This window comes from Dorea chungnamensis, from assembly GCF_039832125.1.
Classification (GTDB): domain Bacteria; phylum Bacillota; class Clostridia; order Lachnospirales; family Lachnospiraceae; genus JAFBIX01.
This window is the reverse complement of sequence record NZ_JBDOHT010000002.1, coordinates 203,041-228,984: the sequence shown is the minus strand read 5'-3', so window position 1 is coordinate 228,984 and position 25,944 is coordinate 203,041. Positions and strand designations below refer to the sequence as shown.

21 protein-coding genes and 1 pseudogene are annotated in these 25,944 nt (G+C 44.4%); 7 read left to right on the top strand and 15 right to left on the bottom strand.

From position 1 onward, the window contains the following. Positions 1 to 31: 31 nt before the first annotated feature. The 3 genes from ABE613_RS02970 to ABE613_RS02960 all read right to left on the bottom strand — a co-directional run bounded on the left by ABE613_RS02970 (position 32) and on the right by ABE613_RS02960 (position 3,912). A complete protein-coding gene (locus ABE613_RS02970; protein ID WP_347375648.1) occupies positions 32 to 1,459 on the bottom strand; it encodes a deoxyguanosinetriphosphate triphosphohydrolase in 1,428 nt (475 codons plus the stop codon). 32 nt (positions 1,460 to 1,491) lie between these two features. Then, positions 1,492 to 2,628, bottom strand: a complete 1,137-nt coding sequence (locus ABE613_RS02965; protein WP_347375647.1) for a hypothetical protein — start codon at positions 2,626 to 2,628, stop codon at positions 1,492 to 1,494. 120 nt (positions 2,629 to 2,748) lie between these two features. Next, positions 2,749 to 3,912 (bottom strand): MalY/PatB family protein, encoded by a 1,164-nt coding sequence (locus tag ABE613_RS02960; protein WP_347375646.1) that lies wholly within the window; start codon positions 3,910 to 3,912, stop codon positions 2,749 to 2,751. Between the two features lie 412 nt (positions 3,913 to 4,324). Here ABE613_RS02960 and ABE613_RS02955 point away from each other — a divergent pair, with 412 nt between their 5' ends. Beyond that, positions 4,325 to 4,663 (top strand): P-II family nitrogen regulator, encoded by a 339-nt coding sequence (locus ABE613_RS02955; RefSeq protein ID WP_347375645.1) that lies wholly within the window; start codon positions 4,325 to 4,327, stop codon positions 4,661 to 4,663. Between the two features lie 117 nt (positions 4,664 to 4,780). Further along, on the top strand, positions 4,781 to 6,031 hold the full coding sequence (locus tag ABE613_RS02950; RefSeq protein WP_347375644.1) for an ammonium transporter: 1,251 nt from the start codon (positions 4,781 to 4,783) through the stop codon (positions 6,029 to 6,031). Between the two features lie 25 nt (positions 6,032 to 6,056). Here ABE613_RS02950 and ABE613_RS02945 read toward each other — a convergent pair whose 3' ends face one another. Both ABE613_RS02945 and ABE613_RS02940 read right to left on the bottom strand, forming a co-directional pair. Further along, positions 6,057 to 7,787 carry a glycoside hydrolase family 2 protein gene (locus ABE613_RS02945; protein ID WP_347375643.1) on the bottom strand — a complete coding sequence of 577 codons (1,731 nt, stop codon included), beginning with the start codon at positions 7,785 to 7,787 and terminating at the stop codon, positions 6,057 to 6,059. Positions 7,788 to 7,799: 12 nt separating this feature from the next. Beyond that, entirely contained in the window at positions 7,800 to 8,423 is a 624-nt protein-coding gene (locus ABE613_RS02940; protein WP_347375642.1) for a 4'-phosphopantetheinyl transferase family protein, read from the bottom strand. Positions 8,424 to 8,640: 217 nt separating this feature from the next. Between ABE613_RS02940 and aroF the strand changes: the two genes are divergently transcribed. From aroF to ABE613_RS02925, 3 genes are read left to right on the top strand one after another with little or no spacing between them, the layout of a single operon-like run. Continuing rightward, positions 8,641 to 9,657, top strand: coding sequence for a 3-deoxy-7-phosphoheptulonate synthase (gene aroF / locus ABE613_RS02935; RefSeq protein ID WP_347375641.1), 1,017 nt, complete (start codon positions 8,641 to 8,643; stop codon positions 9,655 to 9,657). Between the two features lie 13 nt (positions 9,658 to 9,670). Then, positions 9,671 to 10,732, top strand: a complete 1,062-nt coding sequence (aroB, locus tag ABE613_RS02930) for a 3-dehydroquinate synthase (RefSeq protein ID WP_347375640.1) — start codon at positions 9,671 to 9,673, stop codon at positions 10,730 to 10,732. 15 nt (positions 10,733 to 10,747) lie between these two features. After that, positions 10,748 to 11,491: an SDR family NAD(P)-dependent oxidoreductase gene (locus ABE613_RS02925; protein WP_347375639.1), complete on the top strand. Its 744-nt coding sequence runs from the start codon at positions 10,748 to 10,750 to the stop codon at positions 11,489 to 11,491. A gap of 334 nt (positions 11,492 to 11,825) precedes the next feature. Here the strand turns inward: ABE613_RS02925 and ABE613_RS02920 are convergent, their stop codons facing one another. The 3 genes and pseudogenes from ABE613_RS02920 to ABE613_RS02910 all read right to left on the bottom strand — a co-directional run. Further along, on the bottom strand, positions 11,826 to 13,418 hold the full coding sequence (locus ABE613_RS02920; protein WP_347375638.1) for a xylulokinase: 1,593 nt from the start codon (positions 13,416 to 13,418) through the stop codon (positions 11,826 to 11,828). 23 nt (positions 13,419 to 13,441) lie between these two features. Continuing rightward, complete coding sequence (locus ABE613_RS02915; RefSeq protein ID WP_347375637.1) at positions 13,442 to 14,143, bottom strand: L-ribulose-5-phosphate 4-epimerase; 702 nt, start codon at positions 14,141 to 14,143, stop codon at positions 13,442 to 13,444. 19 nt (positions 14,144 to 14,162) lie between these two features. After that, positions 14,163 to 15,149: pseudogene (locus ABE613_RS02910) on the bottom strand (L-arabinose isomerase family protein); the annotation flags it as partial. Positions 15,150 to 15,396: 247 nt separating this feature from the next. Between ABE613_RS02910 and ABE613_RS02905 the strand changes: the two are divergent. After that, positions 15,397 to 16,437 carry an AraC family transcriptional regulator gene (locus ABE613_RS02905; protein WP_347375636.1) on the top strand — a complete coding sequence of 347 codons (1,041 nt, stop codon included), beginning with the start codon at positions 15,397 to 15,399 and terminating at the stop codon, positions 16,435 to 16,437. Between the two features lie 70 nt (positions 16,438 to 16,507). On the opposite strand, the gene nrdG is transcribed toward ABE613_RS02905, so the two are convergent. From nrdG to ABE613_RS02890, 3 genes are all read right to left on the bottom strand, one after another. Further along, positions 16,508 to 16,999, bottom strand: a complete 492-nt coding sequence (gene nrdG, locus ABE613_RS02900; protein ID WP_347375635.1) for an anaerobic ribonucleoside-triphosphate reductase activating protein — start codon at positions 16,997 to 16,999, stop codon at positions 16,508 to 16,510. Positions 17,000 to 17,014: 15 nt separating this feature from the next. Then, a complete protein-coding gene (gene nrdD / locus ABE613_RS02895) occupies positions 17,015 to 19,204 on the bottom strand; it encodes an anaerobic ribonucleoside-triphosphate reductase (RefSeq protein WP_347375634.1) in 2,190 nt (729 codons plus the stop codon). 175 nt (positions 19,205 to 19,379) lie between these two features. Beyond that, positions 19,380 to 19,595 carry a helix-turn-helix domain-containing protein gene (locus ABE613_RS02890; RefSeq protein WP_235232466.1) on the bottom strand — a complete coding sequence of 72 codons (216 nt, stop codon included), beginning with the start codon at positions 19,593 to 19,595 and terminating at the stop codon, positions 19,380 to 19,382. A 123-nt stretch (positions 19,596 to 19,718) separates the two neighbouring features. Here ABE613_RS02890 and ABE613_RS02885 point away from each other — a divergent pair, with 123 nt between their 5' ends. Then, positions 19,719 to 20,063 (top strand): hypothetical protein, encoded by a 345-nt coding sequence (locus tag ABE613_RS02885; protein ID WP_347375633.1) that lies wholly within the window; start codon positions 19,719 to 19,721, stop codon positions 20,061 to 20,063. 232 nt (positions 20,064 to 20,295) lie between these two features. On the opposite strand, the gene ABE613_RS02880 is transcribed toward ABE613_RS02885, so the two are convergent. From ABE613_RS02880 to ABE613_RS02865, 4 genes are all read right to left on the bottom strand, one after another. Beyond that, positions 20,296 to 21,063, bottom strand: coding sequence for a TatD family hydrolase (locus tag ABE613_RS02880; protein ID WP_347375669.1), 768 nt, complete (start codon positions 21,061 to 21,063; stop codon positions 20,296 to 20,298). 85 nt (positions 21,064 to 21,148) lie between these two features. Continuing rightward, positions 21,149 to 22,135, bottom strand: a complete 987-nt coding sequence (locus ABE613_RS02875) for a diaminopimelate dehydrogenase (RefSeq protein ID WP_347375632.1) — start codon at positions 22,133 to 22,135, stop codon at positions 21,149 to 21,151. A 114-nt stretch (positions 22,136 to 22,249) separates the two neighbouring features. Beyond that, the gene (metG, locus tag ABE613_RS02870; protein WP_347375631.1) at positions 22,250 to 24,178 is read right to left on the bottom strand and encodes a methionine--tRNA ligase; all 1,929 of its coding nucleotides are present in this window, start codon (positions 24,176 to 24,178) and stop codon (positions 22,250 to 22,252) included. A gap of 594 nt (positions 24,179 to 24,772) precedes the next feature. Beyond that, positions 24,773 to 25,720, bottom strand: coding sequence for a hypothetical protein (locus ABE613_RS02865; RefSeq protein ID WP_347375630.1), 948 nt, complete (start codon positions 25,718 to 25,720; stop codon positions 24,773 to 24,775). Between the last annotated feature and the right edge of the window lie 224 nt (positions 25,721 to 25,944).

The window sequence follows — 25,944 nt, the reverse complement described above, 5'->3', positions numbered from 1 at the left end:
CTATTCCCCAGAATCGAAAAAAATTCCTTTCTTATACGATTGCCTTCAATTCCTGATATAATCTTTTGGCATAACTGTCCGTCATTCCACAGACATAGTCTGTCACCAGGAGGATTCGCAGATATAATCTCTCAATCTCCGACTTCCCTCGTGCATGGTAATGATATGCCTTTTTATAATTACTGGAGATAAATGAGACCATACGCTCATCAATGGAATCCAGCTTCTGTGTCTTATCATCATATTTTATAATTGCTGTCATGAACTTGTCCAATAAGAAATCCAGCATGGTCGCTTCGGTGACTTCCATGCGGTAGATAGGCTCCGAAGTAAATACTTCCCGGAAAGCCAGATCTCCCAACAGATCCATCAGTTTCTCTGCAAATGTCTGATAGAACAGATCATGCCCGTAAGTCCCTTGCATGATTGCCTGATAATTCGATGTAAATCCATAAGTGGCGCAGTTGATCACAAATCCCTGCACCCGGACAATCCAATTCTTGATCGCATATTCTTCCGGATTCTCCACATGCATTTCCTTCGCCCGAAGATATAGCTCCGTTAATTTATCCGCCGGCTGGAAGCCGCCGCCTCCTCCTCGAAAATACAATTCCTGAAGCTCTGTAAGTTCTTCTAATAATTTGTGATAACTTAAAAATCCCTTGACAAATGCGTCCTCTATATCTGCCGTCTTATAAGCAATATCATCTGCCGCTTCCAGAATAAACGTCAGCGGATGCCGCTTTCCATTCGTTCCCGTCTCTTTGGAAATGTCTTCAAAGATCTCCTGATCTGCAAAATAATATCCCATCTTCCGATCCTTGATATCTCCCGACTTCGGATTCATCTCCAGTGAAGATACCGGATATTTTATAATCGTACTCAACAAGGCATACGTCAGATTCATTCCATTCTCATCCACCAGGAAATGCAGCTTGCTTACCAGACGCAACGCCTGAGCATTTCCTTCAAAATGATAAAAATCTTCTCTCATCTGCGGCGTAAGGATGGTGTCGATCGGAGTTCCATGATACTCCATCACCGGCAGGTTTTTCTGAAACCATTCCCGGATGGTGTCCTCTCCGAAATGACCGAACGGCGGATTCCCAATATCATGAATCAACCCTGCGCATTGTAGGATACTACAGATATCTTCCTTCATTCTCGGTGTAAAACTAGGATCTTTCTTATATACCAATATATTTTCTCCAATATTCTGTCCCAGAGACTTGGCAAAAGACGATACTTCCAATGAATGGGTCAGCCTTGTCCGGATAAAATCGCTCTTATCCAGAGGGAACACCTGGGTCTTATCCTGCAGTCTGCGAAAAGATGCACTTCCGATGATACGATGATAATCCTTCTCGAACTCACTTCGCAGATCCGTATTCCTCACATATCGGTTCTTTCCCGAACCGCCTCTATTTCTCTTCGTTGACAATAACTGTTCCCAATTCACCCGTTCTCACACTTTCCTTCTATAAATACTGATTAATCCAGATAGATCGGCGGCTCATAATCCTTGCCAAGTAACACCTTCTTACGTTCCTGATAGCCAAGGAATGCCCACTCTGTCATATCTGTCCATTGATGAGTTGACCGGTCATAGACCTGTACATAACCGATACGCGATGGATGCATACGGACACTGTTGGACTCATACTCTCTGCCAGTGTACGGGTTAATCTCTCCCTTCTCCAGATCCTCTTCCTCATCCATATATTCTTCCGTATATTGCTCTTCTGTATATTGTTCTTCCATATATTGTTCTTCTACAGGCTGCTCTTCTGCAGATTCTTCTGCAAATTCTTCTTCCGCTTCGTCATATGGCTCTTCATGTAGCTCTTCATGTGACTCTTCTGCAGAGATTTCTTCTGAGATTGCTTCTGGGATTGCTTCAGAGTTTTCTGCCATATCTTCAACTGGCTCCTCTTGCTCTTTCGTACGCTTTTTCTTACGTCTCATCAGATATGCTTTCCACCCATGCAGCTGCTCTTCCTCTTCTTTTTCTTCTGATTTCTTCTCTTCTTCCTGAGGCTTACGCTCACTTTCAATATCTTCGATTTCCTGTAGAAGTTCTTCCACCGATTCGCTTTGTGACTCAACATATTCTTCCGCAAATGACTTCACAATCTCTTCAGATTCTCCTGCCATCTGTTCCTCTTGCGGTTCTTCATCATACTCATATGCATCCACTTCACCGATATATTCTTCTGGTTCTCCCACACCTTCTTCTGCAATCATAGCGTCCAGCTCCTCATGAATATCCACAAGTTCGCCGATGGTAATGTCCCTCTCATGAGTCTCTGCCTGCGGTTGAACAGGTACCTCTGTCGAACCAGCATTATCAGCCTTGTCCATCTGTACATTTTCTTCTATATTATTATTCGATTTTTCTGATGAAATATTATCGCCCAGAATACTTAATTGAAATGGGCATCCAAGAATCTCTGCGATCATACGCATATCCTGTTCCTGAAAATTATCTCGTCCCAGTCTCTGCGTCAGATTCTGACGAGACATCTTCTTCCCGGTACGTTTTTCAATCGTCTCAGCGAGTTCCTTGATCGTCATGCCCTTACGGCTTAAGATAATTTTGACTTGCTCCCCAAATGTTAAATCCAGCATTGCATTTCCTCCTTATTATATTAAAAATTATACTCCTGTAAACTTTTTTATTGCTTGATAAATCTAGCTTTTTCCCCCTTCTTATTCTAACAAATCAAAAAAATCCAGTCAACCGATGACTTAATATTTCAATGCATCTACAATCCTCTGGGATGCTTTCTGGATATTCTCCCGACTGGTTGCAAGATTTACGCGGATGAATCCATCGTATCCCTCGCTTCCAAACCATGCACCATAGTCTACTGCCAATCCACATTCTCCCTGTATGATCATTTCCATCTCTTCTGGCGCTATATATGCCCCCAGATCAATCCACATCAGATAAGTACCTTCCAGCTCAGGAATCCACACCTTCGGCAGCTCCCGCTCCAGAGTTTCCTTCATCAGATGATAATTTTCTTCAATGATATCAAGTAATTCCTCCAACCATTCTCGTCCATTTTCATAAGCACTTTTCACTGCTATATAACCAAATGCATTGCCACCCGTTATCCGAATCTCAGTCATATATTGATCATATAATTTACGAAGACGCTCATCAGGGATCACAAGAATCGAATTCTGACATCCAGCAAGATTAAATGTTTTTGTTGCCGCTGTCAGAGTAACAAGAATCTCATTATAATTTCCCACAGATGCTGCCGGAATCTGCTGATGTCCTTTCATTACAATATCCTGGTGAATCTCATCTGCCAACACATAGACTTTATGTTTCTTACAGATATCCAATACTTTCTGTATCTCCTGTTTTTCCCATACTCTCCCCACAGGATTATGCGGTGTACAAAAAACGAATAACTTCACATTATTATCCACAATTTTCTGTTCAAAGTCTTCATAATCCATTACATATCTGTGTTCCTTACGAACCAGTGGACTTTCCACTAGTTTTCTATTATTATTAACTATCGCATCACGGAATGGATAATATACTGGCGGCATAATAATAACCCCATCCTCTTCTTTAGTCAAAACATGTAACAGCCAGTTAATTCCCGGAACAACCCCCGGTGCAAAACGAATCCACTCTCTTTTCACCTGATAATGATGATAAGTCTCTTCCCATCTGATAAAAGCCTCTTTATATCCTTTTGGTGGTTGATAATAACCATATATCCCATAGTCTACATATTCTTTTAAGGCTTCTTTTACACAATCTGGTGCTTCAAAATCCATATCCGCCACCCAGAGCGGAATCAGATCATCTTGTCCAAACTTCTTCTTTAGTCCGTCCCACTTCACGGCATCAGTATTTTTCCTTTTTTTATATACTACCTTACTCATTTCTCTGACCTCTCATTTTATCATTTTCCTAAAACTTCTATACAACAATTCTACTTTATCGATATTACTTATACAAGTTTTCATTTTATAAACATATAACTATATTCTCTTTTTCGCCCAAATTGTGATGGATTCCTAACATATTTTCCAACAAAATTTTCTTTTGTTTTTTGTTTTTTCTGTACATTTGTCATAAAATCTTAATTTTTCATAAAATTTCTATTTACAAAATTATCCGGTTGTGTATAATAAGACACATCAAAAACAAAGGCGTTTTCCTTTCGGGGAAGGCGCCATTTTTGTTATGATGTATCCGAATGAATCTGTCATCGCAGGCGTTCAATTTCAGGCTTTCATTGTAAGGTGACAGATTCAAAAAGGAATACGGAGTGAGATTAAGGAGGTAGGCTCTATGAAAAAATTGGAAATAATTATTCAGCCTGAAAAGCTGGAAGACCTGAAGAACATACTTGATGAAAGTAATGTAAATGGTCTGATGATCAGCAACGTAATGGGTTACGGTAACCAAAAAGGACACAAAAAAGTATACCGTGGTGCAGAATATAATGTAAACCTTCTGCCAAAGGTAAAAGTAGAGACCGTCATCGAACCAGATATTGCAGAGACATTAATTGAAAAGATTACATCTGAGATTCGTACCGGAACTTATGGTGATGGAAAGATATTTGTATATGAAGTAGAAGATGCAGTTCGTATCCGTACCGGTGAGCGTGGATCTGATGCTTTGTAAACTACATACAACCCAATACAACATGAACATACACTGCTATCGAAGGAGATAATCGCGATATTAAAAAAACGCTATTATCTCCTTTTTCATTCACACAGAAGCTTAGGAGGTAATTTTATGGATTTAGCAACTTTAATAGAAAACGGCATGGATGTGGCGGAAGCATCTGGCCTTCTCATGAACATTATGTGGACCATGATCGGTGCAATTCTCGTATACTTTATGCAGGCTGGTTTTGCAATGTGTGAGGCCGGTTTTACCAGGGCCAAAAACACAGGTAACATTTTAATGAAAAATATGATGGACTTCGTTCTTGGAAGTTTACTCTTCTTCGTCTTCGGATTTGCTCTGATGCACGGAACTGACTGGAACGGAATCGTTGGAATCAAAGGATTCTTTAATCCTACCACATTGGCAGATGCAGATGGAATGTTTAACGGACTTCCAATCGGAGTTTTCATCATCTTCCACACTGTATTCTGCGCAACAGCTGCAACCATCGTATCTGGTTCCATGGCTGAGCGGACAAAATTCGCAGCTTACCTGGCATACAGTGCAGCCATCAGTATCTTCATCTATCCAGTATCTGGTCACTGGATCTGGGGCGGCGGTTTCTTATCAGAGTTAGGCTTTCATGATTTTGCCGGATCTACTGCAGTACATATGGTCGGCGGTATCTGTGCTTTTGTTGGTGCCATGATCCTTGGACCTCGTATTGGAAAATACGGCAAAGATGGCAAAGCAAAAGCGATTCCGGGACACAACCTTCCAATTGCAGCGCTTGGTGTATTCATCCTGTGGTTCTGCTGGTTCGGATTCAACTGTGGTTCTACAACTGCTGCAACAACAAGCCTTGGACATATCGCTATGACAACCAACCTTGCAGCCGCTGCAGCAACCTTACTCGCGATGATCGTAACCTGGATTCGCTACGGTAAGCCGGATGTATCTATGACATTCAACGGTTCTCTTGCAGGTCTCGTTGCAATCACTGCAGGATGTGACGTAGTAAGTGAATGGGAAGCAATCATCATCGGTATCATTGCTGGTATCGTAGTCGTATTCTCTGTAGAGATTATCGACCAGAAAGTAAAAGTCGACGACCCAGTTGGTGCTATCAGCGTTCACGGTGTCTGCGGTGCTCTTGGAACGATCCTTACCGGAGTATTTGGAGACGGATGTGATCTTGTAACACAGCTGATTGGTGTTGGCGCAACAGCATTGTATGTACTCGTAATGGCATTCATTGTATTCAAGTTAATCGACAAGACAATCGGACTTCGAGTTTCCCGCGAAGAGGAAGTCGATGGTCTGGATGTACATGAACATGGTTCTTCCGCTTACGCAGACTTCAATTTTAGAATATAGTACGAAACGGGGACGGGGGTTTTTTTCAAAAACCCCCGTCCCCCTCGTCAATTTTCACAATTTCTCGATCGTAGGTCAGGATTCCATTTACTTCTTCTTCCACATCAGACAACTGGGTGTAGATGGTTGCCGACAATCCTCGTGGGATGTTGGGAAGTATTTCTTTCTTTATCAGTTCTCGATAACCTCTGTTCAATTCTTTCTTTGACGTATACACACGATATCCATAGACACTTTGGTACATACTATGTTCTGGGATCCGCCAGGAGAATCCTCCGAATTCCGTCAATGCCGTCGCTCTGGTCTCCGAGTGTACTTTCAATGGGAAGAAATAATCGTGGATACTGTGAATATCACCACCTCCCTGATCGAACCATCCGCTGGCCTGATCGATCAACCTTGTATGATCCATCTCTCTTGCAATATTCGTCACAACATTGGCATGAAACTGCCCCCATCCTTCATTGAAGATGACCCAGGTTACAATGGATGGATGGCTATACAGATGCTCGATGGTTTTTCGCATCTCTTCTACAAACTGACGCCGTCCACGTTCATTTCTCCTTCCCAGCAGCCACAGGTAAGAATCCTTCATTTTTATATGGAAGAATTCCATTGCGGTCGCCAGGTACGTCACATACCACGACTTATATGACTTTCCTCCATTGACCATATCCTGCCACACCAGCATTCCCAGGCGGTCACAGTGATAGTACCACCGCTGCGGTTCAATCTTCAGATGCTTTCTTAGCATATTGAATCCCAGATCTTTCATCGTCTGAATATCGTAGATCATCGCCTCATCACAAGGTGGTGTATACAGCCCCTCCGGCCAATATCCCTGATCCAATACCCCTTTTTGAAAATACGGCTGATTATTCAAAAATATCCTTGGAATTCCTTCTGGATCTCTTTCCACACTAATCTTTCGCATGGCAGCGTAACTTCGCACATGATCCGATCCCATCTGCACTTCTATATTATATAGAAATGGATCTTCCGGGCTCCAGGGATGTGCCTCCGACAGAGGAATCATAATATCTTCTCCCACCCCTTTGGTCACCTGAAGTGGCTGCATTTCTTCAGACGATACGGTGATCGTCACCTCTTCTGCCAATTCCTTTTGAGAAGCAGTCACCTTGATCTGCAAGGTATTCTGATCATAAAGAGGTGTGACGATAATGTCCGTAATATATTGTTGCGGCACTTCTTCCATCCATACTGTCTGCCAGATTCCACTCTGCGCTGTATAAAACATACCTCCGCGCTTCAGCTTTTGTTTGCCCCTACTATAGTAAGAAGCATCACTGTAATCTTGCACCATCACCAGCAACTCATTGGCTGTATCCGACAAAACCTCCGTTACATCTACCGTAAAAGGCAGATATCCTCCCAGATGTCTCTTCAGAAGCTTTCCATTCACGTACACGACCGAATACTGGTCTACCGCACCAAAATGCAACAGCCATCGTTTTCCTGCTTTCGGCTTCACTTGCCCGGGCAGTGTCCGGTGATACCAGAGATATTCTGTCGGCTGCAGTTGACGGTTCACTCCCGAAAGATCTGCTTCTGGTGAAAAAGGCACCAGAATCGTGCCATCATATACCTCTGGTTTGGTTCCTTCTCTGGTAATGGCATAGTCCCAACGCCCGTTCAGATTCACATAACTGTCCCGTTCCATCCGTGGTCTTGGATATTCCTCTAACACATGATTCTCATCTACTCGGTCCGCCCATCTTGTCCGAAGTCTTTTCATCACATCCACTCCTTACAATTCTAATAGATAAAGCTGCTTATCAATCTCTGGATCCGTGGTACAGACTGCAATCCCTGCATCCACATTGGCCCTATGATACTCTTGATAATAATATCTCTCTGGGAATTCTTCCGGCTGATCTTTTAGATAAGGGCTGTCATTCTCATCCCATCCAATCTCGAATGAACGTGTATCCAGCGCCATGCCCCGCCGAGTTGCCTTCAGAAAGCTCTCCTTCAACACCCAATACCGGAAGAATCGTCGTGTCCGCTCCTGCTCCTCAGTCTGCATCAGGTGCTCATATTCCGCCTGACAGAAGAACCTCCTTGCCACCGCTTCCCGCAAGTCCTTGACCACTTCCAGGTCACACCCTACTTTGGCTCCTTGCGTATCACTGAACGCACACAGCACATAATTTCCCGAATGAGAGAGATTATAGACAACCTCATCGAGTAAACCATACCGTTCTTTTACCCGCATCCACAGACTCCACGCTCCTACACTTTGCGCCCGGTCAATCAGATGATGATGCCTGTCAGCCTTCTCCTTACGCCATTCGGGAAGTTCTCGATAATATGCCCGATATGTTTCTTCTATTAATAATGGGGTGATATCTGCCATCCAGACTCTTACCATAATTGCCTCCTGCACTTTTGACGATCTTATAGGAATTCTATTTCTACTAGTATATATGTAGTGTACCACAGATTATAAAATATTTTCCAAAAAAGTGTTGACATTCAAATATTCATGCGTTAGTATAACATTAGTTTTTCACACTTTAAACAGTTAAAGTTTTACAGTGTGAATATTTAGACAATCTGACAAGTATTGAAATATATGGAGGAGTACTATGATTATTGTATTAAAACCACGCGCGACGAAGGATGACCTCTCCCGTGTCGAGCAATTGATCAAGAGGAAGGGTCTGGACACTCATGTTGTGGAAGGTGCCGAGATGACCATCATCGGATGTATCGGAGACACAACGCAGGTTGACCCGAAACTCTTTGAAGTAGACAAGGCTGTCGATAAGGTTATGCACGTTCAAGAGCCTTACAAACTGGCAAACCGTGCATTCCATCCAGAAGACTCCGTCGTAGATGTATCTGGTGTTAAGGTCGGTGGCGGTCATCTGGCATTGATTGCCGGTCCTTGTTCTGTCGAATCCGTTGACCAGGTTCTGGAGATTGCAAAGGCCGCCAAAGCTTCCGGTGCTAATTTATTAAGAGGCGGTGCTTTCAAACCTAGAACCAGCCCTTATTCTTTCCAGGGCCTTGGACTGGAAGGTCTGGACATCTTATGTGAAGCCAAAGCTGCAACCGGTCTTCCAATCGTAACAGAACTGATGTCCCCACAATATCTGGATGTTTTCAACGAAAAAGTCGATCTGATCCAGATTGGTGCCCGCAACATGCAGAACTTCGATCTCTTAAAGCAGTTAGGACAGCTTGACCGTCCGATTCTCTTAAAGAGAGGTCTCAACGCGACCTATGAAGAATGGATCATGTCCGCAGAATATATCATGGCTGCCGGTAATGAAAATGTCATCCTCTGCGAACGCGGAATCCGTACTTTTGAAACTTACACCAGAAATACTCTGGATCTCCAGAGCATTCCGGTGCTCCGCAGACTGACACATCTCCCTGTTGTCGTAGACCCAAGCCACGCCGGCGGTAAATGGTGGCTTGTAGAACCAATGGCAAAGGCTGCGATCGCTGCAGGCGCAGACGGACTCATGGTAGAAGTCCACAATGACCCGGAATGTGCGCTGTGTGATGGTGCGCAGTCATTAAAACCCGCCAAATACGATACCCTTATCAAAGAAGTTTCCCAGATTGCCAAAGTGATCGGGAAGCAGATGTCATAATCAGGAGTAACCTATGAAGTTAACCGTGAATCTGGGAAAAAACAGCTATCCCATCTATATTGAAAATAACATCCTGTCCCAGGCCGCTTCTTATATCGCTGACGTGTTCTCTGGCAAACGAATCATGATCATCTCAGATGATCAGGTATTTCCTCTCTATGGAGAGAAACTCATTGCCGGACTATCAGACAGTTACGAATGCCACCATGTTGTACTTCCTCACGGAGAAGCCACAAAAGATTTCCAGACACTCCCCGGCGTCTACAGTGCTATGCTTAACGCCAAGATCTCCCGGAGTGATCTGGTCATCGCACTTGGCGGCGGCGTCATTGGTGATCTGGCTGGTTTTGCCGCATCCAGTTACCTGCGCGGTGTCAAGTTGGTACAGATTCCAACATCACTTCTCGCACAGGTAGATTCTTCCGTCGGCGGCAAGGTCGCTGTAGACTTGCCACAAGGAAAGAATCTGGTTGGCGCATTCTATCAGCCCGCACTGGTACTCATTGATCCGTTGGTACTGAACACATTGGAGGAACGATTTATCAGCGATGGTATGGGAGAGGTCATCAAATACGGCTGTATCAAAGATGCACAATTATTCCACACCTTGGAATCGCACAGTTCTTTTGATGATCTGAAAGAAGAACTGCCTGCCATCATTCAACGATGCGTAGATATCAAACGCGTGGTTGTAGAACACGATCAATTCGACACTGGCGAACGTATGCTCCTGAACTTCGGACATACGCTCGGACATACCATCGAACAACATTTTAACTATGGAAGAGAAAGCCATGGAGAGGCCGTGTCCATCGGCATGTACCAGCTCACGCTGCTGGCCGAAGCCCAGGGTCTGACCGCCTCCGGAACCGCTGACCGCATACGAAAAGTATTGGATATATATGGTCTGCCTCATGCGTGCAATCTGCCGCTTCGAGATCTGACCGCAGCAATTGCTCTTGACAAGAAAAATCTGAACAACAAGTTAAATATTATCCTGTTGCATGATATCGGCTCCAGTTATATACACCCTGCAACCATTGAATTTTTTAACCAATATGATCAAAACATATAATATGGAGGAATCATCATGAAATTAGAAGGAAAAATCGCCATCATAACCGGCGCTGGAAAGGGAATCGGACGTGAAGCCGCACTGGCTGTCGCCGCTGAAGGTGCCACCGTCGTTGCTGTCGCAAGAACACAGGCAGACCTGGATGAAACAGTAAGAATGATCGAAGATAACGGTGGAAAGGCAATCTCTTTGTCCCACGACCTTACCGTAGAGGCTGAAGTCCAGGCTATGGTAGATACTGTAGTAGAAAAATACGGAAGGATCGACATTCTGGTCAATAATGCCGGCGGATATCCAAAGGAAATCTATAAGAACATTGAGCATCAGGCAATCAAACTCTGGGAGTGGTCCGAAGAACAATGGGATCAGATCATCAAGACCAACATCAAGATTCCATTCTTCTGCTTCAAGCATGTTCTGCCAGTAATGATAAAGCAGGGCAGCGGACGAGTTGTCAGCGTTTCTTCCAGAATGGGAAGAATTGCATCTCAGATGGGTGCTTATTCTGTCGCCAAAGGCGCCATCGTCACCATGACCAAGACAGCCGCTATCCAGACCAAAGAATACGGCATCCAAGTCAATGCAGTAGCACCGGCAATCGTCGACACTCCGGGACAGCGCGTATATAATCACTCCGTCGGACAGGATGATGCGGTTATGGGAAGCGCCACAGATGTAGCCAACGCCATCGTCTACTTACTGACCGATGCACCTCTGGTCATGACCGGACAATGTATCGATCTATATACAACAGTATAAGAACAGTATAAAATGCAAAAATCGTTGCCTTCGAAGCGACGATTTTTTATGTCAGATATACATAGTTACATATAAGCAATAAAATAGGACTGCATGTTTGGGAGGAGTGCAGCCCTGAGGAAAAAGTTATGAAAAAGAATTTAAGTGTTGTTCCTTAGAACAATTATAGTATACCCAGAATCTGTGATGAAAATGTGATGAAAATGCAAACTAATTGTTAACATTTTGCGACGCAAATATGAAACAAGCGCTAAAAATGTGCAAAAAGGTACAGGGCATTTTACAAAAGGGGACGTAGTATTTTGCAAAAATACTACGTCCCCTTTTTACCTTTTTATAAATCTTCACATGCTTTCCGCTCGATATCTAATCCTTTTTTGTATCTTTCCATGAATACTTCGTATCCTGCCACTCCTTCTGGGTCTGGATCGATTCTTGAGCCTGCATCTTCGCCGAATACTTTATGATTCAGATAATCGCCCAATGCTTCTCCTTCTTCTTTTTGTACCATGTATGCCGCAAGGATTGCCATTCCCCAGGGACCGCCTTCTCCTGCAGTCTCCATGACTACAACTGGTGTATTGATGGCGTCTGCCAGGATTTTCTGTCCTACGCCTTTGGTCTTGAACAATCCGCCGTGCCCCAGGACGGTATCAATCTCTACGCCTTCTTCTTTGGTGAGGATATCCATTCCTACTTTAATGACGCCCAGCGCTGTATACAGATGGGACCGCATAAAGTTCGCAAGGGTAAACTTGCTCTCCGGGGTTCTTACTACCATCGGTCTTCCTTTTTCAACCGCTGTAATTGGCTCTCCTGCATAATTTCCGTAAGAGAGGATTCCTCCACAGTCAACATCGCCTTCCAGCGCTTTGTTATAAAGGGTACCATACATCTTATCCATGCCTACATCTGCACCGATGCTGTCTGCAAATTCTTTGAAAAGGCCTACCCAGGCGTTCAGGTCAGTGGTTCCGTTATTGGAGTGTACCATCGCCACAAGGCTTCCGTCTGGTGTCGTAACCATGTCAATCTCTGTATGCAGGTTTTTCAATGGCTTCTCCAGTACTACCATAGAGAAGAAGGATGTTCCTGCGGAAATGTTGCTGGTGCGCTTGGCAACGCTGTTGGTCGCTACCATTCCGGTTCCTGCATCTCCTTCTGGTGCACACAGCAAAATGCCCGCTTCCAGATTGCCAGATTCATCCAGAAGTCTTGCTCCCTCTTCCGTCAGGACGCCGGCTGCCTCTCCTGCCACCAGTACTTTTGGCAGAATCTCTCGAATCTTCCACGGATAATTCTTATCTGCCACGAGCTGATCGAACTTCTGAATCATCTCTTCGTCATAATCTCTGGTTGCCATATCAATCGGGAACATACCGGAAGCATCGCCAACTCCCAGCACTTTCTCTCCCGTCATCTTCCAGTGAATGTATCCTGCAAGTGTCGTCATATAGGTAATATCCTTTACATGATCTGCATCATCCAGGATTGCCTGATACAGATGTGCGATACTCCATCTCAGAGGAATATTATACTGGAACAGATCAATCAGAACCTCAGCCGCTGCACCTGTATTACTATTTCTCCAGGTTGCAAATGGCGCCAGAAGATTTCCTTCCTTATCAAATGCCATATATCCGTGCATCATCGCGCTGAAGCCGATTGCTCCAAGCTTCTTAATCACAACTCCATATTCTTGCTGCACATTCTCTGCCAGATCTCTGTAACTATCTCTCAAACCTGTCCAGATATCATCGAGCGTATACGTCCAGATACCATTTTCGAAACGATTTTCCCAACTGTGACTTCCAGATGCGATTGGATTGTGATTCTCATCGATCAATACGGACTTAATCCTCGTAGAGCCAAATTCAATTCCAAGAAATGCTCTTCCGCTCTCGATCAATTGCTTTACATCACTCATGTTCATTAGCCTCCTCATATTTTTTATTTCCCCGGCTGCCCGTAATAAGCATTCGCGCCGTGTTTTCTATAATAATGCTTATCCTGCAGTTCCTGCGGCGCAGGCTGATTCTGTGGATTGATCATCTCACAGCGTGCTGCCATCTTCGCCACTTCTTCCAGAACTACTGCATTATGTACTGCCTCATGGGCATCCTTTCCCCAGGTAAATGGTCCATGATTCTTACACAATACCGCCGGTGTCGCAGCGTAATCCAGTCCATTTTTCTCAAATTCATCTGCAATCAGGATTCCCGTATTCTTCTCGTATGCTTCTTCAATCTCCTCTTTTGTCAGATTTCTCACACAAGGGACCTCCCCATAGAGATAATCCGCATGGGTCGTCCCATAACATGGAATTCCTCTTCCGGCCTGCGCCCAGCTCGTTGCCCATGAAGAATGCGTATGTACGATTCCTCCTACGTTCGGGAAGCGATTGTAAAGAACAACATGGGTATCAGTATCGGAAGACGGATGATATCTTCCTTCTACTTTATTACCGTCCAGATCCACAACCACCATATCTTCCGGTGTCAGCTTCTCATATTCTACTCCACTCGGCTTAATGACGAACAAGCCACTCTCTCGGTCAATACCGCTTACATTTCCCCAGGTAAATGTTACCAGATTGTATTTGGGGAGAAGCATATTCGCTTCATATACTTCTTGTTTTAATTTTTCAAGCATCTTTTCCTACCTCTTCTTATTATTTACGAAATACTACACTGTTCCACAAAAGTTCATTCTTAAACTGACGGATGGTCGTATCTTTGTCAATGTAGACCGCTTCAATTCCCATGTACGCAGCCCAGTCGCCCATCTGCTCTGCTGTCAGATCATAAGAAAATGCAGTATGGTGTGCACCACCTGCCAGAATCCACGCTTCTGCACCCGTCTGAAGGTTCGGTTCCGGTGTCCAGAATGCAGTTGCCACCGGAAGCTTTGGCATTGGTTGCTCGGTCTTCTTGCAATTGACATCATTGATGATCAGGCGGAATCTGTCACCAAGGTCAATCAAGGATGTTGCAACTGCCGGCCCTTCTTTTGCCGTAAATACCAGTCTTGCCGGATCTTCTCTGTCACCCATAGATAATGGCTGCTCTTTGATGCTGATCTTGCCGTCAGCAATGGTCGGGCATACTTCCAGCATATGCGCCTGCAGGATTCCTTCTTTTCCAGGTACCAGATTATAGGTATAATCTTCCATAAATGAAGTTCCCTTCGCACCCTTCATTCCTTCCGTCATAATCTTCATAACACGCACCATGGCAGCAGTCTTCCAGTCACCTTCTGCTCCAAAGCCGTATCCTTTTTCCATCAGTCTCTGGATGGCAAGTCCCGGAAGCTGTTTTAATCCACCAAGATCTCCGAAATGAGTTACGATTGCCTGATAGTTCTTTTCCTCCAGGAATCTCTCAAATCCAATCTCGATTCCGGCCTGAACAGCTACATGGTCACGGAATTCTTTCGCATCTCTGCCTTCCAGAAGAATCTCATATTTATCATAATATTCTTCCACAAGTGTGTCAATGTCTGCCCGAGATACTGCATTGACGGCTTCCACAATCTCATTGACCGGATAAGCATCCACTTCCCAGCCAAATTTAATCTGCGCTTCTACTTTGTCGCCTTCTGTTACTGCAACATTTTGCATATTATCTTCAATACGCATGACACGGATATGGCTCCTCTCCTTTTCTTCATTTTTTGATTGATGTAATCGATACGTGCTATGTCATTTTCTGGTTTTATTATAAGAAAATGCGGAAGTTTTCCGCAATTTCATAACTCTGTCGATTTCTCCCCAAAGTTACCTATTCCGACCTGTAATTCATTTTCCTTCGCTCCTATCTGTGCTATAATTGACATATACTATCAGGCCACACCCTGATTTTTAGCTGTGACATTTTCTATATCAAATACAGGAGGATATCACTTTGATGCTTTCCTATTTATGCCAGCAGGTTACTTCTTCCGACCAGGGTCTTCTTCCTGCAGACCATAAACTTGGTCCCAGACTCGTCTGTCCAGAATATTCCAAGTCCGTCCAGGAAGTAAAGACTTACCCATTACTAGAGCAGGACCGAATCTTCGCCCTGTGCTGGAACATTGATTCTGCACAGAATCTTTACGCCACAATGCAGCCTGCTCCTTCACCCTTTTGTTATCAGCTTCCTTTTTCTTCCGGCGAGAAGACACAACTTCACACCCACGATTACATCGAATTGACCTACGTAGTAGAAGGAGAATTTCGCCAGCGGATTCTGGGTAAAGATATCATTTTCTCGAAAGGCGATCTATGCCTGATCGACAAGAACTGTCTGCACCAGGATTATCTGCTGGATCAGCCCGCCATCATTCTGTTTCTCGGGATTGCTAACGATATGTTTGCAGAGATCATGGATGAAAATGTAACTACTCAGAAAATTATATCTTTTCTTCAATCTGCACTGCTGAAGCAAAAAGATGTACAACAATATCTACATTTCCGTCCGGGCGCTGATGCCACCGAAGCATTAGAAGACTGCCTGTACCTGCTGCTAAAAGAACTATGCAGCAACACCATCGGCTCCCGCTACATCTGCAAAGGCCTGTTGCTTCGCATCTTCCGCCTGCTCAGCACCACATACGAATTCTCCTTATCCAGAGAACAGCGCAAGACCATGAACTGGATCATCTTCGAAGAAGTCTCCGAATACATCCAGCAGCATTCTGCCGACATTACAATTCAACAGTTAGTCGACACCTTCCATTATCAGGAAGATTATTTCAACCGCCTGATCAAAGCCAAGACCGGCATGACCTATTCCGCCTACGTGCAGAAAATCCGCCTGGAAAAGGCAGAACACCTACTGACCACTTCCTCAAAAAGCGTAGAAGAAATTGCCGATATTGTCGGGTATCATAATAAGGGATATTTCTATAAGATATTTCAGAAACGATATGGGATGACCCCATCACAATACAGAAAAAGAGGATAATCGCTCAATTGGGTACAGGGCAAAATGCAAAAGGGGACGTAGTATTTTTGCAAAATACTACGTCCCCTTTTTACCTTTTTTTGCTCATTTCTAGGATTCTCTGATTACTGCTGCCTCTAAACTGTAGTGTAATATCTTTCAGTTCTTCTACGAACGGCCCATCTACCAGCACGTCCAGATAGGACAGCATCTCGTCTGTCACATCGGTATATGCCCGCCCGCCGGGCACCAGGTCTTTATCGTAGACGTATCCGGTGTAACTCCAGATGCTTTTCTCTGGATAGGTTTCCCGGACTTTCCGGAGCAGTTTTACAAGTTCTGCCTGATTCTCCGGCTCGAAGGGCTCTCCGCCCAAGAGGGTAAGCCCGGCGATATAGCCTGGCTTTAAGGCTTCCAGGATCTCAGCCTCTGTCTCGGCTGTGTATGACCTTCCATACTCGAAATCCCATGCTTCGTAATTAAAGCATCCCTTGCAGTGGTGCCGGCATCCTGATACAAACAGCGACACCCTCACCCCTGGGCCGTCTGCAATATCATATTTCTTAATATTTGCATAATTCATAACATCAGATTCCTTTTACAAGTGAAGTACTCGGTCTTTGATTTCCTGGGTTCTTCCCTGGTTCCAGAACTGGGTTCCGATATAACCGCAGGTTCTTCTTGCCACGGACATCTTATCCTGATCCTGATTGCCGCAGTTCGGGCACTCCCAGATCAGCTTGCCGCACTCATCTTCCTTGATCAGAATCTCTCCGTCATAACCACATACTTCGCAGTAATCACTCTTGGTATTCAGTTCTGCATACATAATATGATCATAGATAAACTGCATTACGGACAGCACTGCCGGAATGTTCTGCTGCATATCCGGTACTTCGATATAGCTGATTGCCCCGCCCGGAGATAATTTCTGGAAATCGGCTTCAAACTCCAGCTTGTCAAATGCGTTGATCTCTTCAGATACATGAACATGATAACTGTTTGTAATATAGTTCTTATCTGTAACACCTTTGATGATTCCAAATCTCTTCTGGAGACATTTTGCAAACTTATAAGTGGTGGATTCCATCGGCGTTCCGTATACAGAATAGCTGATATTCTCTGCTGCTTTCCACTCTGCACACTTATCATTCAGTCTCTGCATAACCTTCAGGGCAAATACTCTTCCTTCCGGATCTGTATGTGACTTGCCAAGCATACGCATACACATCTCATAGAGGCCTGCGTAGCCTAATGAAATCGTAGAATATCCATTATATAATAATTTATCAATGGTCTCACCTTTCTTCAGACGTGCCAGTGCACCATGCTGCCACAGAATCGGGGCAACGTCTGATACGGTTCCCAGAAGTCTCTCATGTCTGCAGCGAAGTGCACGATGACATAATTCCAGACGGTCATCCAGAATCTTCCAGAACCGATCCATATCTCCTTCAGAAGAACATGCCACATCCACCAGGTTAATCGTAACAACACCCTGATTGAAACGTCCGTAGAACTTATAAGAACCGTCCGGATTCTTCTGACTCTCTTCGACCGTCAGGAAAGAACGGCAGCCCATACATGTGTATACATTTCCCTTTTTCAACTGCTTCATAATCTTAGCGGAAATATAATCCGGCACCATACGCTTTGCCGTACACTGTGCAGATAACTCTGTCAGATACCAGTATTTGGAATCTTCCGTAATATTATCCTCATCCAGCACGTAGATCAGCTTTGGAAATGCCGGTGTGATCCATACGCCTTTTTCATTCTTCACGCCCTGCATTCTCTGCTTCAGCACTTCTTCAATGATCATTGCCAGGTCGTCTCTGGTCTGTCCTTCTTCCACCTCATCCAGATACATGAACATCGTAACAAATGGCGCCTGACCATTACAGGTCATCAACGTGATCAACTGATACTGAATCGTCTGGATTCCACTCTTTACCTCGTCTCTTAATCTGCGCTCAGTTACTTTATCGATGATCTGTTCATCCATACTCTCGCCGCATTCTTCCCGCTCTGCAATGACGTTCTTACGGATCTTCTTTCTGCTGACATCTACGAACGGTGCCAGATGTGCCAGTGAAAATGACTGTCCGCCGTACTGATTACTTGCGACCTGTGCCACGATCTGCGTCGTTACATTACAAGCCGTAAAGAAGCTGTGCGGCTTCTCGATCATCGTCTCACTGATGACTGTACCATTCTGCAGCATATCCTCCAGATTGATCAGATCACAGTTGTGTTCCTTCTGCGCAAAATAATCAGAATCATGGAAATGAATGATTCCAGCTTCGTGGGCATTTACAATCTCTTCCGGCAAAAGTATACGCTTTGACAAATCCTTGCTGACTTCTCCGGCCATGTAATCACGCTGTGTAGAATTAATCACCGGATTCTTATTGGAATTCTCCTGATTCACTTCCTCATTAATATTCTCGATCAAAGACAGAATTCCATTATCTGTCGTGTTAGACTTACGAGTCAACTCTCGCTTAAAACGATAGCGGACATACTTCTGTGCCACCTCGTAGCCACGCATCTCCATAATGCCGCGCTCTACCATATCCTGAATATCTTCTACATGAACCGCATGTGTAGACTCCTGTACCTGATCCGCAACATTGTCCGCAATGGCCATAATCTGATATTCATTCATCTGATGGATCCTGTCCACCTCATTGTTCGCTGCTTTGATCGCATTGATAATCTTTGTCAGGTCAAAATATACCTCTTCCCCATTTCGCTTAATTACATTCGTTTTTACGTCTATTCTCATACTCGTCCTCACTTTTGTACTAAATATTGTTTTAATTATTTACCTGCGCACTATATCTAGTGCATTTACTATCATACACTAAAATTACTATAAAGGGAAGAAGAAATTACAAAATATTTTATTTTTCTATGAAAGACAGTATAAAACAACCGCTGCCTGTAAAAGGCAGCGGCCGCTATACTTCTTCTTTTTCCAATTTTAAAATGTCATTTACATCGCATTCGAGGCAATCGCAGATTTTTGCAATTGTGTTCAAATCGACACGGACAACCTTGTTCTTACAGTAGTTGTTCAACTGTGTCCGCTGCAGCCTGCAGATATAACAAAGTTGTGTTTTGCTGACACCTTTTTCTGCCAGAACTCTTTCCAAATCAATCACTATCTTACTCATACTCAACACCATGCCATTTCTTTGTGTTAAGTATACCCATATTTCCATTGAAAAAATAGATATATTAATTTACACTGTAATAAGATACAGTGTCTGTTCTTATCCGTGAAGGGAGTGAAGATATTGAAGCAAAAGAGGCGGCTTACGGCCATTGTATTTATGCTTATTCTGCTGTTTTTCGTCTGGTTTGAAAACCAGCCTTACAAAGTCATGCATTCTACCATTTTTACTTCTTCCAATCTTACGGAAACGCATCTGACAATTGTCATCAACCGTCTTTTTCCAATCAAAGAGGAGGTATTGGCCAGAGAAATTGTGGATGACTGCCAGATGCGAAATGGAAAATATCTGAATTCATATTATGAACTGGAGCTGTACCGCACCAGTCTGCACTATTATCTCGGGGTTCCTTACGACACCGTTCTCTGCAATGGTTCGGGTCAGATCGTTACCGAGATTGATTTTTAGTGCTCATCTTCTTCATTATCATTAACAAAATTCTCTGAAGAAATTACATTCTTCATCATTGCAAAGTGCGGCATCCCGGGTCTTTATATTTGCCGACTCTGGTGGACCTGCTGGTTCTGGTGGGTACAGAAATATAAAGCATATCTTCTGGCGGAAGATGAACTGGTCGCAGTCTTACCGATGAATCATCCTTTGGCATATCAATTTCTATAAGAGTAAAAAAGTGTATGGACTAGTCATCCAGTCCATACACTTTTTTTGCATTTATTTCAGTCTGTTTTATGACCTCCTCACCGGTCATCCCCTTCAATCTTGCGATCTCTTCTGCAACGTATCTAATATAGGAAGAATTATTACGCTTGCCACGGTTCGGTTCCGGTGCAAGATACGGGCAATCGGTCTCCAATACGATAGATTCCAGAGGAACCGCTTCTACTACTTGCTTTAACTTCTTGCCATTTTTGAAAGTGACAACTCCTCCGACCCCTATATAAAATCCTAACTTCACATATTCCAACGCCATCTCTTTTGACCCAGAATAACAATGAATGATTCCTTCCTGCCCCTTTGCATGTTCCTTCATGATCACGAACGTATCCTCAGCCGCATCCCGACTGTGAATATTCACCGGTAGATTCAGCTCTCTCGCAAGCTCCAGCTGCCGGACAAACCACTCTTTCTGCACTTCACGCGGCTCTACATCCCAGTAATAATCCAGCCCAATCTCACCAACTGCGACCACCTTCTCATCTTGGCACCAGCCTTTCAGCACGGCAAACGTCTCCTCATTTAGATCACCCACATGATCCGGGTGCACCCCAACCGCCGCATAGACAAACGGATACCGCCTTGCAAGCTCCAACACCCTCTCGCAGCCTCGCAAAGACGCTCCCACATTCACAATCGTGCCAACGCCAAGCGACGTCATAGAACCAAGAAGCTCCTCCCGGTCGTCATCAAACTGCTCATCATCATAATGAGCATGCGAATCAAAGATCATTGGGGACGGGGGTTTTTGAGTTTTCCTCCGTCCCAGATTAAAATCTCCCTGTCCCTTTTTCAATTTACCCTGTCCCCTTTTCAAATTACAACAATTTTGCACGTAACTCTTCTGGTGCCTTCATCGACAGCATTGCCGGTGCAATATCGAACACGGTTCTTGCACCGCTTTCACCTTTCTGTGACAGTCTGTAAGCTGCTCTTGCATAGGCAATTAAGACGCTTGCGGTAAATTCTGGATTGGAGTCCAGTTTCAGAGAATACTCGATAACGTGTTTATTGCCTGCATTGCCAGTCTCACCGCTTCGGATAACGAATCCGCCGTGCGGCATCTTGCTGTGATTTTCCTTCAATTCTTCTTCAGTGATAAATGTTACCGTGGTATCATATTCATCGAAGTAATTTGGCATGGTCTTGATAGCTTCTTCGATTGCCTGAAGATCAGCGCCTTCTTCCGGTACCACATAACATTCACGGAGATGCTTTTCTCTTGTAGTAAGCTCCGGCTCGCTTCCGCTTCTGACGCGGTCAACTGCCTCTTCAATCGGAACTGTGTACTGGATGCCATTTTTCACTCCCGGCACACGACGAATCGCATCAGAATGCCCCTGGCTGACACCTTTGCCCCAGAATGTATACGTACTTCCCTGCACCAGAATGGACTCGGCATACAGACGATTCAGCGAGAACATACCCGGATCCCATCCCACGGAAATGATTCCGATCTTGCCGCCAGCTTTTGCCTCGCGATCCATATTTGCAAAATATTCCGGAATCTTTGCGTGCGTGTCAAAACTATCAATGGTGTTAAAATTCTTCACAATCTCAGGACCCATAACCGGAAGATCCGTTGCAGAACCTCCACAAAGCACCATCACATCAATCTCATCCTTCATCGACAGCATGTCATCGAAACGCTTCACAGCCACACCCTCTGTGTGAATCTGCACACTCGCCGGATCTCTTCGTGTAAATACCGCTTTCAGCTCCATATCCTCATTGCGCGCAATCGCAAGCTCCACACCTCTGCCGATGTTACCATAACCTACAATACCAATTCTAATTTTCTCCATAATTCCTTCAAACCTCTCTCTTTCTTTCAAAAAGGTACACCCCGTTTTACAAAAAGGTACACCACATTTTTCATTTGGGGACGTAGACCTTTTAAAAAGGTCTACGTCCCCAAATTAACAAATTTCCGCCCCGGCGGGCATGTCTTTTTCTGGTGTCATCAATGCCAGATTGCCATCTGCGTCTTCTGCGCACAGGAGCATGCCTTCGGACAGCACGCCTGCTAATTTGGCTGGTTTTAAGTTTACAAGTACCATGACTTTTTTGCCGACCATTTCTTCTGGTTTGTAATGTGCCTTGATGCCGGATACGATCTGTTTTACCTGGCTTCCGATTTTTACCTGTGAGCACAGGAGTTTTCTGGACTTCGGAACTTCTTCACAAGCTATGATCTCTCCGACCTGGAACTGCATCTTCCCGAAGTCGTCGAAGGTGATCTCTGGTTTTGCTTCGATGTCGATGACTTCTTCTTCCTCTGCGGAAGCTTCTGGCTCTTCTTCTACCGGTGGATGAAGTTCTTCTACTTTTTTCATAACTTCATTGATGTCCAGTCTTGCGAAGAGAATCTCCGGCTTTTCGGTCACTTTTCCATCGCCAAGCTGTGCCAGGATCTTTTCGGATGTCTCTGGCATGAAGGATTCCAGAAGTCTTGCGCCTGCTTTGATACTTTCAATCAGGTTGTAAAGCACGGTCTCCAGACGGTCTTTTTTCGCTTCGTCTTTTGCCAGCGCCCATGGCATGGTCTCGTCGATGTATTTGTTGCAGCGTTTGAACAGTGTGAAGATCTCAGTAATGGCATCTGCCACGCGAAGATTCTCCATCTTGGCATCTACTGCCTTTGGTGTATTGTCTCTCACCGCTTTCAGATCAACATCTACCGCCTTTTCTTCTTCTGTCTCAGCAACACCTTTGTCGGTCACTACACCGCCGAAGTATTTATTGGTCATGGAAATGGTTCTGTTAACCAGGTTTCCTAATGTATTTGCAAGGTCAGAGTTCATACGCTCTACCATCAATTCCCAGGAGATAACGCCGTCATTTTCAAATGGCATCTCGTGAAGTACGAAGTAACGTACAGCATCTACTCCGAAGAAATCTACCAGTTCGTCAGCGTAAAGTACATTTCCTTTGGATTTGCTCATCTTTCCGTCTCCCTGAAGAAGCCATGGATGACCAAATACCTGTTTCGGAAGTGGCAGATCCAGTGCCATCAGGAAGATTGGCCAGTAAATAGTATGGAAGCGGATGATGTCTTTTCCAATCAGATGCAGGTCTGCCGGCCAGTTTTTCTTGAACTGCTCTGTGCTGTCGCCGTCGCAGTCGTATCCGATTCCGGTGATGTAGTTGGTCAGCGCATCCAGCCATACATAGACAACATGTTTTGGATCAAAATCTACCGGAATTCCCCACTTGAAGGAGGTTCTGGACACACACAGATCCTGAAGTCCCGGAAGCAGAAAATTGTTCATCATCTCATTTTTACGGGATACCGGCTGAATGAATTCCGGATGTGTATTAATATGCTCAATCAGGCGGTCTGCGTATTTGCTCATTCTGAAGAAATATGCTTCCTCCTTGGCTGGTTTTACTTCTCGTCCGCAGTCCGGACATTTGCCGTCTACTAACTGTGACTCTGTCCAGAAAGACTCGCAAGGAGTACAGTACAGACCTTCATAAGATCCTTTGTAAATGTCTCCCTGGTCATATAATTTTTTGAAAATCTTTTGAACCTGTTTCTCATGGTCTTCATCCGTTGTGCGGATAAATTTATCATAAGAAGTATTCATCAGATCCCAGATTCTCTTAATCTCTCCTGCCACATTATCAACGTATTCCTTCGGTGTGATGCCTGCCTCCTGCGCTTTCAGCTCAATCTTCTGGCCGTGCTCATCGGTACCGGTCTGGAAAAACACATCATATCCCTGGCTGCGTTTGTAACGTGCAATTGCATCTGCCAGCACGATCTCATAGGTATTTCCAATATGCGGTTTGCCGGACGTATAGGCAATCGCCGTTGTGATATAATATTTTGGTTTATCGCTCATAATTCCCTCTCCTTTTTCATTGTTCATAAATATGTCTGACGCACAAGACGGTTTTTTTCGCAGATGTTCTCTCTTCTACTTTATGGCCACCACAAAATGCCCCACAAAATACCCCATCAGATCATCCTACAGATTATTTTATGAATCATATAGAATAAAAAACGCCTTCTCTGACTCCTCCAGATCTTATATCCGGAAGATTCAGAGAAGACGAGAAATCCCGTGTTACCACTTCTGTTTACCTCCTGCCTCACGACAGAAAGCCTTATTGGGTGTCGAAAACATCCTGCCGCTGTAAAGGGCGGTTCCCTTCATGAACTTACGATGTTGTGCGCCTCGCACTTCTTACTTCGCTCATCCACGCCGCTCCAAAGCCATCTTCTGCCATATTCCATCCATCCCTCTCAGCCTTCGGATCTCTATCCCCGGGAATTCTCTGTAGAACTTCCTATTGCATACTCTCTTCATCACTGCGTTTACATATTTATCCGTAATAAAAATCGTAGCATAACGAAGGCTTTGATGTCAAGATATGCCAGAGAATAAAAGCCCATTTTTCCACATTTTCATAAACCGAATAACAGACCAGCCATCTCACAACTGCAGATCCAATGCCTTAAAATGCATAAAGCGCATCTTTGGCTCCTTTTCCTCGACAAAAAACCGATCCAGCACGCGACAGGTCTTTTGAAACCATGCAAGACTCTTTTCTTCGTCTGTTTTATCACATAACGCTTCATACAATTGAATGATACGAATCAGCAACCAGTCCAGCCGCTCTGCGCCGGCCATGGTATGTTCTTCACAAAGCGGAAGATACCCCAGAAATGCAAGTTGTTGATTTATTATGTCCAATGTAAGCTGTGGCAGATTAAAGATAATCAGATGCCGCAGCATGGTCTTTCTTGGAATCTCACCTAATAATTTCATCTGTCTTGCAAATTCCGATTCATAACTTGTACTGGTAATATGCCGTAGCAGAATATCAGAATCCGCCGGAACAACCGTATCTATATAATGAAATGCATCCGTAAAGTACAGATGCCTCAGACAGGCCTGTGGATTTTCCAGTGAAATGTTCAGACAAATCATCCTCTTCGGTGATGCATTTTGGATATATGTCCCTGCCAATTTCTTCATACAATCCTTCTTTTCCTGGTAACGGACATCCGACAAATCCATTGACGCATCATAGACATCCAGACACCGGTCATAGTAATTCTGCAGTAAGTAAGCCATTTCTTCCGGCAACAGCTCCAAAGCCTTCCCCAGGCGCAGACACTGCTCCCGGTTCGCCGGCATATATCTGCCGGTTCGCCAATATCGTATCTTCAAAGCTTCTGAATCTTTTGCCGGTGTACGTCCATACATACGCTCATAGAGAAAAGCATCCGTTTCCTGCTTGCTTTTAAGCTGATATTTGCAGCGAACCCGCACATGCCTCTCCTTAAGCCACTCAAGTTCCGGGCGCTCCTGCATCCCCATATGAAGGCACTCCCTCGCAAGCTCAAGAACCCCCTCTGTAGTATATAAATGATTCATTCTTCATCCTCCAGATAACATTCGCACATTGACGTGTGTAAATTCACATCCCTCCAACACACATTCCTGCTACTATAACTTTATTCGTATCCGGAAGACCTACAGGGACACCAACGCCAGAAACCAATTGGTAATAAAAATGTTAAATTTCACCTTATTGATGGGAAACCCTGGAAATGCTAGACTTCTATCATGCATGAATACCTCTATCATTCTAAGAAAGG

Excerpts from the sequence above, each read along its gene's own strand:
- nrdD (WP_347375634.1), bottom strand. The coding sequence starts at position 19,204 with ATGAGAATAGACGTAAAAACGAATGTAATTAAGCGAAATGGGGAAGAG.
- ABE613_RS02960 (WP_347375646.1), bottom strand. The coding sequence starts at position 3,912 with ATGAGTAAGGTAGTATATAAAAAAAGGAAAAATACTGATGCCGTGAAG.
- ABE613_RS02865 (WP_347375630.1), bottom strand. The coding sequence starts at position 25,720 with ATGAATCATTTATATACTACAGAGGGGGTTCTTGAGCTTGCGAGGGAG.
- ABE613_RS02945 (WP_347375643.1), bottom strand. The coding sequence starts at position 7,787 with ATGAAAAGACTTCGGACAAGATGGGCGGACCGAGTAGATGAGAATCAT.
- ABE613_RS02950 (WP_347375644.1), top strand. The coding sequence starts at position 4,781 with ATGGATTTAGCAACTTTAATAGAAAACGGCATGGATGTGGCGGAAGCA.
- aroB (WP_347375640.1), top strand. The coding sequence starts at position 9,671 with ATGAAGTTAACCGTGAATCTGGGAAAAAACAGCTATCCCATCTATATT.
- ABE613_RS02955 (WP_347375645.1), top strand. The coding sequence starts at position 4,325 with ATGAAAAAATTGGAAATAATTATTCAGCCTGAAAAGCTGGAAGACCTG.
- ABE613_RS02915 (WP_347375637.1), bottom strand. The coding sequence starts at position 14,143 with ATGCTTGAAAAATTAAAACAAGAAGTATATGAAGCGAATATGCTTCTC.
- metG (WP_347375631.1), bottom strand. The coding sequence starts at position 24,178 with ATGAGCGATAAACCAAAATATTATATCACAACGGCGATTGCCTATACG.
- aroF (WP_347375641.1), top strand. The coding sequence starts at position 8,641 with ATGATTATTGTATTAAAACCACGCGCGACGAAGGATGACCTCTCCCGT.
- ABE613_RS02880 (WP_347375669.1), bottom strand. The coding sequence starts at position 21,063 with ATGATCTTTGATTCGCATGCTCATTATGATGATGAGCAGTTTGATGAC.
- ABE613_RS02890 (WP_235232466.1), bottom strand. The coding sequence starts at position 19,595 with ATGAGTAAGATAGTGATTGATTTGGAAAGAGTTCTGGCAGAAAAAGGT.
- nrdG (WP_347375635.1), bottom strand. The coding sequence starts at position 16,999 with ATGAATTATGCAAATATTAAGAAATATGATATTGCAGACGGCCCAGGG.
- ABE613_RS02905 (WP_347375636.1), top strand. The coding sequence starts at position 15,397 with ATGCTTTCCTATTTATGCCAGCAGGTTACTTCTTCCGACCAGGGTCTT.
- ABE613_RS02875 (WP_347375632.1), bottom strand. The coding sequence starts at position 22,135 with ATGGAGAAAATTAGAATTGGTATTGTAGGTTATGGTAACATCGGCAGA.
- ABE613_RS02925 (WP_347375639.1), top strand. The coding sequence starts at position 10,748 with ATGAAATTAGAAGGAAAAATCGCCATCATAACCGGCGCTGGAAAGGGA.
- ABE613_RS02965 (WP_347375647.1), bottom strand. The coding sequence starts at position 2,628 with ATGCTGGATTTAACATTTGGGGAGCAAGTCAAAATTATCTTAAGCCGT.
- ABE613_RS02940 (WP_347375642.1), bottom strand. The coding sequence starts at position 8,423 with ATGGTAAGAGTCTGGATGGCAGATATCACCCCATTATTAATAGAAGAA.
- ABE613_RS02920 (WP_347375638.1), bottom strand. The coding sequence starts at position 13,418 with ATGAGTGATGTAAAGCAATTGATCGAGAGCGGAAGAGCATTTCTTGGA.